Origin of the sequence: Pseudomonas sp. 2995-3 (assembly GCF_002742565.1) — a bacterium.
In the GTDB taxonomy this organism is placed as follows: domain Bacteria; phylum Pseudomonadota; class Gammaproteobacteria; order Pseudomonadales; family Pseudomonadaceae; genus Aquipseudomonas; species Aquipseudomonas edaphica.
Genome location: NZ_LJSB01000136.1, coordinates 1 through 12,619, shown reverse-complemented (window position 1 = coordinate 12,619; position 12,619 = coordinate 1). Strand labels below are relative to the sequence as shown.

At 60.1% G+C, this 12,619-nt stretch carries 9 protein-coding genes; 5 read left to right on the top strand and 4 right to left on the bottom strand.

Annotation, left to right across the window (positions count from 1 at the left end; all coding sequences use genetic code 11):
- Positions 1-538: 538 nt before the first annotated feature.
- Positions 539-2,602, bottom strand: coding sequence for a transketolase (gene tkt, locus AOA62_RS07000; protein ID WP_099548221.1), 2,064 nt, complete (start codon positions 2,600-2,602; stop codon positions 539-541).
- Positions 2,603-2,776: 174 nt separating this feature from the next.
- Between tkt and AOA62_RS06995 the strand changes: the two genes are divergently transcribed.
- Entirely contained in the window at positions 2,777-3,001 is a 225-nt protein-coding gene (locus AOA62_RS06995) for a DUF465 domain-containing protein (RefSeq protein WP_017135936.1), read from the top strand.
- 146 nt (positions 3,002-3,147) lie between these two features.
- On the opposite strand, the gene AOA62_RS06990 is transcribed toward AOA62_RS06995, so the two are convergent.
- Entirely contained in the window at positions 3,148-4,524 is a 1,377-nt protein-coding gene (locus tag AOA62_RS06990) for a VOC family protein (protein ID WP_099548219.1), read from the bottom strand.
- Positions 4,525-4,812: 288 nt separating this feature from the next.
- On the opposite strand from AOA62_RS06990, the gene AOA62_RS06985 reads away from it, so the two are divergent.
- From AOA62_RS06985 to AOA62_RS06975, 3 genes are all read left to right on the top strand, one after another.
- On the top strand, positions 4,813-6,222 hold the full coding sequence (locus AOA62_RS06985) for an OprD family outer membrane porin (protein ID WP_099548217.1): 1,410 nt from the start codon (positions 4,813-4,815) through the stop codon (positions 6,220-6,222).
- Positions 6,223-6,353: 131 nt separating this feature from the next.
- Positions 6,354-8,990: a glucosidase gene (locus AOA62_RS06980; RefSeq protein WP_099548214.1), complete on the top strand. Its 2,637-nt coding sequence runs from the start codon at positions 6,354-6,356 to the stop codon at positions 8,988-8,990.
- A 449-nt stretch (positions 8,991-9,439) separates the two neighbouring features.
- The gene (locus tag AOA62_RS06975) at positions 9,440-10,033 is read left to right on the top strand and encodes a hypothetical protein (protein WP_099548213.1); all 594 of its coding nucleotides are present in this window, start codon (positions 9,440-9,442) and stop codon (positions 10,031-10,033) included.
- Positions 10,034-10,096: 63 nt separating this feature from the next.
- On the opposite strand, the gene AOA62_RS06970 is transcribed toward AOA62_RS06975, so the two are convergent.
- Positions 10,097-10,411: an SCP2 sterol-binding domain-containing protein gene (locus AOA62_RS06970; RefSeq protein WP_099548211.1), complete on the bottom strand. Its 315-nt coding sequence runs from the start codon at positions 10,409-10,411 to the stop codon at positions 10,097-10,099.
- Between the two features lie 56 nt (positions 10,412-10,467).
- Positions 10,468-11,178: a histidine phosphatase family protein gene (locus AOA62_RS06965; RefSeq protein ID WP_099548209.1), complete on the bottom strand. Its 711-nt coding sequence runs from the start codon at positions 11,176-11,178 to the stop codon at positions 10,468-10,470.
- A 193-nt stretch (positions 11,179-11,371) separates the two neighbouring features.
- Between AOA62_RS06965 and sohB the strand changes: the two genes are divergently transcribed.
- Positions 11,372-12,397 carry a protease SohB gene (gene sohB, locus AOA62_RS06960; protein ID WP_017135929.1) on the top strand — a complete coding sequence of 342 codons (1,026 nt, stop codon included), beginning with the start codon at positions 11,372-11,374 and terminating at the stop codon, positions 12,395-12,397.
- Positions 12,398-12,619: the final 222 nt, after the last annotated feature.

Genomic DNA, 12,619 nt, shown 5'->3' with positions numbered 1-12,619 from the left:
CTACAGCACGGCGGCCTGAAAGCCGACCTGAGTGGTTGAAGCAAGAGCCAGATCAAGTGCAAGGCAAAAGCCTATCTACCTGATGCCGCGGGGTCTAAATGTGGGAGCGCATGCAGTTTTGAATATGAGATCGACTGCGGATTTGCATGCACTGAAGAGCTGCTTTTCTGTGGGAGCTGGCTTGCCTGCGATGCAGACACCTCGGTATATCAGGCACACAGAGTTGATGCCATCGCAGGCAAGCCAGCTCCCACCTTTGACCGAGTATGGCTCTGCTGTTGCTGTTGCTCCGGCTCTTACATTCTTTTCGATGACGAAGTCAGCGGTCTTTTGATCTGCGCTTTTGATCTTGATCTGAAATCGCCCCCCCAAATCACTGGCGGATTGCGGGCATGCCGAGCCACAGCGAGGCACCGAGTGTTGGGGCGAGGACCTTTTGGTTACTTTTGACTGGGCCGGCATTCCGGTCCTTGCAAAAGTGACCCGCTGTAAGAGCGGAACCATACGCCGCCGTTACCTAAATAACGGATATGCCCCCTCAACGCCCAGTCAGTCGAATCTGCTCCTTGGCCTGCTTCACCACATTCTCCACCGTAAACCCAAACTTCTCCTGCAACTTGGCCAACGGCGCCGACGCGCCAAAACTGTTCATCACCACCTTGGCGCCAGTCTGCCCAACGTAGCGGTCCCAACCCAGCGGGCCTGCCTGTTCCACTACCACACGGGCTTTTACCGCGGGCGGCAAGACACTGTCGCGATACGCCTGATCCTGGTCCTCAAACAATTCCCAACTGGGCATCGACACGACCTGAGCGGCAATGCCTTCAGCTTGCAACTGCTCATAAGCCGCCACCACAAGGCTCACTTCACTGCCGGTCGCCAACAGCAGCACCTCAGGCTTATCGGCACCCGCCAACACATAAGCGCCTTTGGCCGCCCCGGACGCCGCCGCATATTTTGTGCGATCCAAGGTCGGCAACGCCTGGCGCGACAACACCACGCAGCTCGGCCGATGGGTTTGTGCCAGGGCCACCTTCCACAGCTCCAACGTCTCGTTGGCATCGCCGGGGCGCAAGGTGAGCAACCCCGGCGTGGCGCGCAGTTGTGTCAGGTGCTCGACGGGCTGGTGCGTCGGGCCGTCTTCACCCACGCCAATCGAGTCATGGGTAAACACAAACACCACTGGCAATTCCATGATTGCCGCCAGGCGGATCGGCGGTTTCATGTAGTCGCTGAACACCAGGAAGGTCGAGGTGTACGGCCGCAGGTAGGACAGCGCCATGCCATTGGCAATCGCGCCCATGGCGTGCTCGCGGATGCCGAAGTGCAGGTTGCGCCCGCTGTAGTCATCGGCACTGAAACGCCCGGCGCCGTCGAAGGTGAGGTTGGTCTTGGTTGATGGCGACAAGTCCGCCGAGCCGCCCAGCAACCAGGGGATTTGTTGTGCGAAGGCATTCAGCACCTCGCCGCCGGCGGCGCGGCTGGCGATGCCCTTGGCGTCGGTGTCGAAGTGGGGCAGTTCGTCCTGCCAATGCTCCGGCATTTCGCCGGCGCGCATGCGGCGCAATTCATCGGCCAGTTCCGGTTCGTACTGCTCCAGCTGCGCCAGGTGTTGCTGCCAGGTTTCATACAGCGGCTGGCTGCGTTCCAGCAGCGCATCGCGCAGCACCGTGCGGGTGTCGTCGGGCACCAGGAAGCTGGAATCCTGCGGCCAGCCATAGGCCGCCTTGGTCAGGCGGATTTCTTCCTCGCCCAATGGCTCGCCATGGGCGGCGGCGGTGTTGTGTTTGTGCGGTGAGCCGTAGCCGATCACGCTGTCGACCACAATCAGGGTTGGCGCGCCGGTGTTGGCCTGGAAGGTTTCCAGCGCTGCGCTCAGGGCTTGCAGGTCGTTGGCATCGGTGACGTGCAAGGTGTGCCAGCCATAGGCCTGGAAGCGCTTGATCACGTCTTCGCTGAACGCCAGCTCGGTGTGGCCTTCGATGCTGATGGTGTTGTTGTCGTAGATCCAGCACAGGTTATCGAGCTTTAAGTGCCCGGCCATCGACGCCGCTTCGCTGCTGATGCCTTCCATCATGTCGCCATCACCGCACAGGGTGTAGACGTTGTAGTCGAACAGCACCTGGCCGTCGCGGTTAAAGCGTTTGCCCAGCCAGCGTTCGGCCATGGCCATCCCGACGCTGTTGGCGCAGCCCTGACCCAGCGGGCCGGTGGTGGTTTCCACGCCGGTGGTCATGCGGTACTCGGGGTGGCCGGGGGTCTTGGAACTCATCTGCCGGAACTGCTTGATGTCGTCCAGGCTGATCGCCGGCTGGCCGGAGCGCTTGCCGTGGGCATCAATCTCAACCACACCGGCCAGGTGCAGCAGCGAATACAACAGCATCGAGGCGTGCCCCACCGACAAGACAAAGCGGTCGCGGTTAGGCCAATCCGGATGTTCGGGGTGGTAACGCAGGAAGCGGCTCCACAGCGTGTAGCCCACCGGTGCCAGGCCCATGGGCGTGCCGGGGTGGCCGGAGTTGGCCTTTTGCACGGCATCCATGGCCAGGGTGCGAATGGTGTTGATGCATTGGGTGTCGACAGCAGTGGCAGCGTGAGTCATGAAACCGTTCTCCCTCGGGTGGCGATCTACAGTGGAGGGCAGGGCACGGCAAAGGTTTGATCCCATCATGCGCATTACGACGAACGGGACCGCCTTGACCCAAGACATGACAAGACCCCTTGGAATGGGCTAGTTTCAAGGCGTAGGCCATTGATCAACTTGCGGAGGTACTCCATGCCAGTGAAACACGACCTGTATCAGGATTTGGGTTTGAGCAAGGAAGAGGTCGACGGGCGTCGGGCGAAAAATCCCCATTTGAACGCGCTGTTTGATAAGTACAACACCGTCGATGAGCTGGTGGTGAGCGCCGAAAAGGCATCCGGTAGTGATGAGGCGTTGAAGAAGCTGAAGGATAAACGCCTGTTGGTTAAAGACGAGATCAGGGACTTGCTGCAATAAAACGTCCTACAGGACGCGGACATATTTGTTCAGAATTGTCTGAGCGACAGCCGGCGTTTCACTGCTTATGATGCCGGCCGTCCACCCGGCTCTGGGGACTGTTGCGGCGCAAGGATTGCGCTGCTGAGCCGGGCGGGCATCCTATTTCATGCACGCAGCGCCTGGATGCATTCATCCATGGAGCGCTGCTGCGTCTCGGCATACAGCTTCAATTCATCAATCGTCCGGCGGCCCAGCGCCTGCTCGAATTGAGCCTGGTTCGAATGGGCTGTGTAGTGACTTTGCGCCGCATCGCCCAGGTTCGACTGGAAAATCCCCGCCGCACTCACCGGCAGAAAATCCTCATACACCAAAGGCTCCACCGCCACGTGCCCGGCCGCCATCAAGGCCTCCAACGTTTGCGGCTGACCGGCCTGGCCGCGTGCCGCCAAGCCTTGCTCGGTCACGAAGTAGCGGAAATACGCCAGTTCCTGTTCACGCATCTGCGCGTGGTTATCGGGGAAGGCCTGGAAGTGTTGCGCCATCAATTCGACGTAACGTGCAGCGTTGCCCTCATTCGGGAAGGCGCCCAGTTCGTCGCGCGCTGCGTTCAGCAACTGGTCGTACAGGGCGCGACCCTTTGGCGTCAACGCCACACCCCGTTGTTCTATTTCGCCGAAACGCGCGCTGTGGCTGCCTTTTGCGTCGGTAAACGCGATGGGTTCGTCGAGCGCCTTGAAACTGGTCTGGCGCAGCAGGATCGGGCACTGGCGACGTGGCGGACCTTCGATCACAGCTTTGGGCGTGATGCCTTTGCCGGGCATCGCGGCCTGCACCTGGTCGATATCCAGGGTACGTGGCGTCAGGTGGTTGATATGCGGACCTTTGAACGCCACCACGTCGGCGATCAGGCGATGCTGGTCGCTCAATTGCTGGTATTGGGCGCCGGTCACGGTGGCGGTGTGGTGCCAGCGAAAGGTTTCCAAAGCCTCGCGGATAAACGCTTGGGCATCCGCCGCGTTAAGGCCACCGTCGCGTTCGGCTTGCTCGATCAGCGCCAAGGCGCCAGGGGTGAAAATCGAGCGTTTGGCCAGGGCGCTTTCGGCGAAGGCGCGCAGCTCGAGGTTTTCGATCAGCTCCAGGCGTAGCAAGGACGTAAAGACGCGGAACGGGCTGGCCTGCAGCGCCTGTTCATGCACGGCGCGAAAGGCGGTGGAATGCACCGGCACACCGGCGGGTGTGAGGTCGTAATAGCCCACCGGCTGCATGCCCATCACCGCAAACAGACGGCCGATGGTGGCCAGCTCATGGGCGGTGCCCAGGCGGATGGCGCCGTGGCGTTCCATGGCCAGGCGCTCCATTTCACCGGTGCGCTGCAGTTGTTTGGCCAGGCCGGAATCACTGTCCAAAACCCGCGTGTTGGTCTCGGCCACCAGCTCCATCAGCGCGCCATAAAGCGGAACTTCATCTCGGTACATGTCGGACATGGCCCTGGAAAAGTCTTTGCGAATCTCGTCGGGGCTGACATACGCGGCACTTGGCATAGAAAAATTCCTGAACACGGTGGTGAGGGTGCGGCCTTTCTCTGGATTCTGTTGGGCTTTAAGGGGGCTGGCAAACGAAGAATCCTCAGGACTTCATTCTGCAAATGAATGAAATGACATGAATATGACAAAAATCGGCGCCAGGAAAATTTCATTTTCACGGGTACTTTCCTAACTAATTCTTCACGAGGCGCGCCCCGGTCCTCATGAAACAATCGTTACGTTTGTAGGGATGAAAACGCCGTTTGCACACAACGCACATAAAAAAATGTTTAGGGGCCGTTACACATGAAAATTTCTACACTGGCGTTATCCATCACCGCAGCGTTGCTCGCGCAACAAGCGTGCGCTGATGACCTCGGGCTCGGTTCTCTGGGCACGGGCACGGGGCACAGCGGTTTCCTTGAAGACAGCCATGCGGCTGTCAGTTCGCGGACCATGTACTACAGCGCCGACAACCGTTCGGGCACCAACAACGATCTGCGCGAAGCCGCGACCTTGCTGCGTTTTGACTACAAATCCGGCTACACCCAAGGCACCCTTGGCGTCGGTTTTGACGTAATGGCGTTCGGCGCCTTGCGTCTGGACGGTGGCGACGGCCACGCCGCAGGCCCGGGCCTGGCGGGTAACGGTAACAGCTTCTTCCCGACCAAAAACAACGGCACTGAACCCGCCGACAGTTTCAGTCGCGCTGCGGGTAACGTGAAATTCCGTATTTCCCAGACCGAGTTGCACGTCGGTGGCGGTTTGGCCCCGGTGTTGCCTATTCTGGTTTCCAACGACAGCCGTGTGGCGCCGCAGACCTTCGACGGCGGCATCCTGACCTCCAACGACATCCCTAACGTGACCTTCACCGGTGGTGAGCTCAACCGTGCCGAAGGCCGTGCTTCCAGCAACTCCACGGGCTTGAGCGTTGCCGGCGGTACCCGCGACAGCGACAGCTTCAAGTTCGGCGGTGTGGACTACAAACCGTTTGGCTCGTCCGACAACGCCATCGCTAAAAACCTGACGTTGCAGTACTACTACGCCGACCTGCAGGACTTCTACAAACAGAACTACTTCGGCCTGGTTCACGTGCTGCCATTGGGCAATGACCAATCGTTCAAGACTGACCTGCGTTACTTCGACAGCACCAGCGACGGCAAAAACGGTGACGCCGGCTACCAGTTCAACAACAACGGCGGCTACGCCAAGCACGCCGGTGAAGTGGACAACAAAACCTACAGCGCCGCGTTCACTTACCAGTTGGGTGGCAGCAGCCTGATGCTCGGTCACATCGGTGTGAGCGATGACGGCGGCTTCGTCTGGGTCAACCAGGGCAGCATCGCTGATCCAAACGCACAAGGTGCGGGCGGCAGCGACTTCTACCTGTTCACCGACGCCGTGGTGGGCCAGTTCTCCCGTGCGGGCGAGCAGGTCAATTTTGGCCAGTACTCCTACGACTTCAAGGCCCTTGTACCGGGCTTGAAAGCCTCCGTGGCGTACCTGGACGGCACGGGCATCAAGTCCAAAGTGGCCGGCGGCTCCGATCAGAAAGAAAACGAAACCGACTTCCGCCTCGATTACGTCGTGCAGCAAGGCCCGCTCAAAGGTTTCGGCACCACCTTCCGTACCGGTACCTACAAAGGGCACAACACCGGCACTGCGGACCAGGACCAGACGCGCCTGATCTTCAACTATACCTACGCGATCTTCTAAGCTCGCGCCGCCACAAACGGAGGCCGCCTAGTCAGCGGCCTCTTTTTTTGCGCGCGCGAACACGACTTCATGTGCATGCGCGCACGGATGGGTTCTACACTGCCCCCACTGTGTCAGTGATGGAGGACCCAATGACGGCCACGCCCGCAACCAACATCCTTGCAACCCTTGAAGGCCAGCGCCTGGCCGCCGAAGACGCCGAGCGCTGGCGCGAGTGGGGCCCGTATCTGAGTGAACGCCAATGGGGCACGGTGCGCGAAGACTACAGCGCCGACGGTGATGCCTGGGCCTACTTCCCCCACGAACACGCCCGCAGCCGCGCCTACCGTTGGGGCGAGGACGGTCTGGCCGGCTTCAGCGACAAGGCGCAACGCTGGTGCCTGGGCCTGGCGCTGTGGAACGAGCGTGACAGCATCATCAAGGAGCGCCTGTTCGGCCTCAACAACGCCGAGGGCAACCACGGCGAAGACGTCAAGGAGCTGTACTTTTTTGTCGACGGCGTGCCCAGCCATGCCTATATGCGCATGCTCTACAAATACCCGCATGCGGCGTTTCCCTACGCCGACCTGATCGCCGAAAACGCCCGCCGTGGGCTTGAGGATGTCGAGTACGAAGTGCTCGACACCGGCGTATTCGAAGACAACCGCTACTGTGATGTAACGGTCGAATACGCCAAGCATCAGCCCGATGATATTTTCATGCGTGTCACCGTGCACAACCGCGCGGACCAGCCGACGCGTGTGCAGGTGCTGCCGCAACTGTGGGCGCGTAATGACTGGAGCTGGACCTTTGACGCGCCCAAGCCGCAGTTGCGCCTGGACGGTGAACGGGTGCTGGCCCGGCATCATGAGCTGACCGATCGCCATCTCAGCGCCTGGGGCGAGGACGGCCTGGAGTGGCTGTTCTGCGAAAACGAAAGCAACTTCCCCAAGCTCGATGGGCAACCGGCGCAGGGGCCGTTCAAGGACGGCATCAACGACTACGTGGTGGGCGGCGCAGACTCGGCAATCCGTCGCGACACGGGCACCAAGGTCGCCGCGCGTTTCAGCCTCGAACTGGCGGGCCAGCAGAGCAAAACCCTGTACCTGCGGTTTGCGCCGGTGGACGCGCCTGAGGTCAATGCACGCAAGCTGTTCGAGCTGCGTCGCCAGGAGGCGGACGACTTCTACGCCGCCCTGCAGCAAGGCATTGCCGATGCTGACGCGCGCAATGTACAGCGCCAGGCCCTGGCCGGGTTGCTGTGGTCCAAGCAGCTCTACTACTTTGATGTAAACCAGTGGCTCGACGGCGACCCGGCCCAACCCGCGCCGCCGCCCGAGCGCCTGCACATCCGCAATACCCATTGGCGGCACTTGTCGAACTTCGACATCCTGTCCATGCCCGACACCTGGGAGTACCCGTGGTACGCCTCCTGGGACCAGGGCTTCCAGGCCGTAGCGATGGCGCTGATTGATCCGGGGTATGCCAAGCAACAGCTGTTGTTGCTGGTCAAAGACCGTTTTATGCACCCCAATGGCCAGTTGCCGGCGTATGAATGGCGTTTCGACGACGCCAACCCGCCGGTGCATGCCTGGGCCAGTTGGCGCGTGTATCAGCAGGACAAGGCGCTGACCGGCGTGGGTGACATGGATTTCCTCGAGCGGATTTTCCACAAGCTGCTGCTGAATTTTTCCTGGTGGGTCAACCGTAAGGACGCCGAGGGCCGCAACCTGTTTCAGGGCGGCTTTTTGGGCCTGGACAACATCGCCTTGTTCGACCGCTCGGCCACCTTGCCGCCCGGCTACCAGCTGGATCAGGCCGACGGCACCGCGTGGGTCGCCGCCTATGCCCTGGACCTGATGCGCATCGGCCTGGAACTGGCCAAGCGCAATGGGGTGTACGTGGATATCGCGGTGAAGTTTTTCGAGCACTTCCTGTACATCGCCGGTGCGATCAACCGTGTCGACGACAGCGCCGAAGGCTTGTGGGATGAGCAGGACCAGTTCTTCTACGATGTGCTGCACCGCCCGGACGGCCAGAGCGAGCCGGTGCGCCTGCGCTCCATCGTCGGCCTGATGCCGTTGTTTGCCGTGTTGGTGCTGGAGCAACGCGAGCACGAAGGCCTGCAAGGCTTGCGTGAGCGGCTGCTGGGCTTCATGAAACACCGGCCTGACCTCGCCAAGCTGGTGTCGCGCTGGAACGAACCGGGGCAGGGCAACCGCCTGTTGCTCGCCTTGCTGCGCGGCGAACGCACCAAGGACCTGCTGCGGCGCATGCTCGATGACCAGGAGTTTTTGTCGACGTTTGGCGTGCGCTCATTATCCAAGGCCTTTGCCGAGCAGCCGCTGGCGCTGAAGATGAACGGCGACACCCTGTGTGCGCGCTACCAGCCCGGCGAGTCCGACTCACGTTTGTACGGCGGCAACTCCAATTGGCGCGGGCCGCTGTGGATGCCGGTGAACTACATGCTGATCGAATCGCTGCGCGAGTTTCACCGCTACTACGCGGATAACTTCTCGGTGGAGTACCCGACGGGCAGTGGTTATCTGGCGTCCCTTGAAGAAGTGGCCGACAGCCTCAGCCAGCGCCTGACCCGCTTGTTTTTACGCGATGAAAATGGCCTGCGCCCGTCGATGGCGGGCTATGCGCAATTGGAAGCAGACCCGGCCAGTCGCGATCTGGTGTTGTTCCATGAGTATTTCCATGGCGAAACCGGGCGTGGGTTGGGGGCGTCGCATCAGACGGGGTGGAGTGCGTTGGTGGCGTTGTTGCTGCAGCCGAAAAGCTAAGCCGCACCACTGATTCACTTTTCTGTGGGAGCTGGCTTGCCATCAGCCACACACGGGTGGGCTGACCCACCGCTATCGCAGCATAGGTATCTACACAACCGGTTAACACGGAGTCTGTTGCAAGTGGGCTGTTGTGGCGAGCAGGCTTGCCCTGCGTTGGGCTGCGAAGCGGCCCCAGTAAAGGCACTGCAATTTTCCTGAAAGAACTCAGCGACTGGGTTTGGGGCTGCTTCGCAGCCCAACGCAGGCGGTGCGACGATTCGACAAGCCTGCTCGCCACAGGAGAAATTGGCTGCCTTCAAAAGTTGTGTAGATACCTATGGCTATCGCAGGCAAGCCAGCTCCCACATTAAAACTACATCGCTTGTGAAATGACGGGCAAAAAAATCCCGCCACCAAGAGGTCTGAATCAGGTAAATTCGCCGCCCCTTCAGACAAGGATGTAGACGATGGCGAATGTTATCGCGCGGGTTGGCAGTGCAGGCCTATTGGGGGTATTGCTGCTCACCTGCGGTGTGTTCATGACTTCACTGTATTCCCGAGAAAGCGCCGCGGCCCCGCTGATGATGCATTGCCGCGAATGCGAGAAAGGTGACGACACCTTCGATGCAACAAAGTGGTTCAGCAGCGGCATGTACCGCCTTGAAACGGATATTGTTCCCAACCCTATGCGGTCGATGACTCGCACTCATCCGGTGGTCTTCAAGGCCAAGGACAATGACCAACTGGTCGAGGCCGCGCTGCGTGGAATCAGCGATGTGCTCCCATCCTTCGATTCCCGCACGTTTGAAGCACAGTGGCCCGTGTTAACGAAGCGCGTACGTTACAGCTACAGCTTTTTTATGGCGCCTGATGAACCCCGGGACCTCTATGACATGTACTTGCAAGTGGGCAAATACAAGCTGGTGATCGTGGTTGGGCTTGACGTCAATACCGGTGAAATCACCGCCGAGTATGAAGGGCGTGTGATTCGTGAAAACGATGGTAATGACCCTGCGTACATGGACACGTTTGAAGAAATGGATGACGCCAACACCCGCTGACCGGGAGGCTGGCTGAACGAAAAATCCCGCCGAAAGGCGGGATTTTTTTTGAGCGCGGCGTTATCAGGCCGGGAACAGCTCGCTCAGTTTCATGGCCAGCATCATGTCGCCTTCAGTGCGCAGCTTGCCGCTCATGAAGGCCTGCATGCCGTCGGTATCGCCGCTGACGATGCCTTCCATGGTTTCGCCGTCGGTCACCAGGGTAACCTGGGCGTCAGGGTTTTCGCCTTCCAGCAGTTCGCAGGTGTTGTTCTTGACCACCAGCGAGAAGTTCTGGGTGTCGTCGATACGGAAACCGAACACCAGGTCCAGGCCGTCGGCAGCGCCTGGGTTGAATTTGGCTTTCATTGCTTCTACAGCTTTGGCTACGTCAGTCATGGTTTCGATCCTTTAAGGTAGAGTCCAGTGACCTTGGGGTCACGGTTGGCCGCAATTCATCGGAATGTGATGAGCTGCGGCGCCTTCAACAGTTGCAAGTGGGTATGACTGTTGAAGGAAGCCAGTGCCACCTCGCGACCACGGAATTTAAGCTGGTTGAGCGAGGTGTTAACAATTTGCCAGTTCAGTTCGAAGGCCTGCGCGGCAGGCATTCGGGTAATCAGGTGGAGCAGGGCGGTAATGGTGCCGCCGGAAGTAAACACGGCGACCTTGTCGGTGTTGTCGGCGGCTTCCAGGATGCGTTGCAGGCCACCCTGCACACGCTCCACGAAACCCAGCCAGCTTTCCAGACCGGGTGGGTCGTAGGTGCCGGCCAGCCAGCGCTCGATGATCAGGGCGAAAATGCGCTGGAACTCACTGCGGTTTTGCGCAGCGTTGCGCAGGATATCCAAGGCGTGAGGCTCGGTGGTCAGCAGGTCGGGGAGCAGGGCGCGGATGATCGCTTCGCCGTCGAATTCGTTGAAGGCCGGGTCGATTTCCAGTGCTGGGGCTGACAGGCCGAGGGCACGGTATTGATCGAATGCGGCGGAGGCAGTGTGCTGCTGGCGACGCAGGTCGCCAGACAGGCAGCGGTCAAACGTCAGGCCCAGGTCGGCCAGGTGGCGACCGAGTACTTGCGCTTGCTCTACGCCGACGGGCGACAGGACGTCATAGTCGTCTGCACCGAAGGAGGCCTGGCCATGTCGAATCAGATAGATGCTGCCCACGTCCGTTTTCCCGGTACGTTGAAAGTCTGGCGAGGTTATGAGGATGGCAGGGAGCTGTCAATGAAAAAACATACGCTTGTTTTAAAAGTGCGTTAGAGGCCGACTGCTGGCGGTTTGAGCACTGGTCCGAAGGCGGTGCCGTCGGTATGCTGGGGCCATCCGCGCCTGGCGCCGTGCTTTTTTAAGGAGACATATGGATTTTTTGGCCGAATACGCTAGCTTTCTGGCGAAGACCGTCACCCTGGTGGTCGCTATTCTGGTGGTACTGATCAGTTTCGCCGCGTTGCGCAGCAAGGGGCGGCGCAAATCCGCCGGCCAATTGCAGGTCAGCAAGCTCAATGATTTCTACAAAGGCCTGCGTGAGCGCCTCGAGTCGAGCCTGCTCGACAAGGACCAGCTCAAGGCCCTGCGCAAATCCGAAAGCAAGACCGAAAAGAAGAACAGCAAGAAGAAACCCGAGGCCAAGCCACGGGTATTTGTGCTGGATTTTGACGGCGACATCAAGGCCTCGGCCACCGAGAGCCTGCGCCATGAAATCACCGCGCTGCTGAGCCTGGCCACGCCGAAAGACGAAGTGGTGCTGCGCCTGGAAAGCGGCGGCGGCATGGTGCACAGCTATGGTCTGGCCTCGTCGCAGCTGGCGCGTATTCGTCAGGCCGGCGTGCCGTTGACCGTGTGCATCGACAAGGTTGCGGCCAGCGGCGGCTACATGATGGCGTGCATTGGCGAGAAGATCATCAGCGCACCCTTTGCCATCCTCGGCTCCATTGGCGTGGTGGCGCAGCTGCCCAACGTCAATCGCCTGCTGAAAAAGCACGACATCGACTTTGAAGTGCTGACCGCCGGTGAATACAAACGCACCCTCACCGTGTTTGGCGAAAACACCGAGAAGGGGCGGGAGAAGTTCCAGGAAGACCTGGACATCACCCATCAGTTGTTCAAGAACTTTGTGTCGCGCTATCGCCCGCAGTTGGCAATCGATGACGTCGCGACCGGAGAAGTGTGGCTGGGTGTTGCAGCGCTCGACAAACAGTTGGTCGATGAACTGCAAACCAGCGACGAATACCTGGCGACCAAGGCCAAGACGGCCGAGGTGTTCCACCTGCACTACGCCGAGCGTAAAAGCCTGCAAGAACGCGTGGGCCTGGCGGCCAGCGGCTCGGTGGACCGTGTATTGCTGACCTGGTGGAGCCGGTTGACCCAGCAGCGGTTCTGGTAACCCACATCTGAAGACCCAGGTGATCCATGTGGGAGCGGGCTTGCCCGCGATGGCGGTGGCATAGGCAACATAGTTGTCGGCTGATACACCGTAATCGCGGGCAAGCCCGCTCCCACATTTTAGTTTTGCGCCAGGGCGGGTATCGGCTTTCGCATCAACGTCCCCACCACCAACGCCCCCAGCAACCCCAACAACCCCGCCACCCACAACACCCCGCTGAAC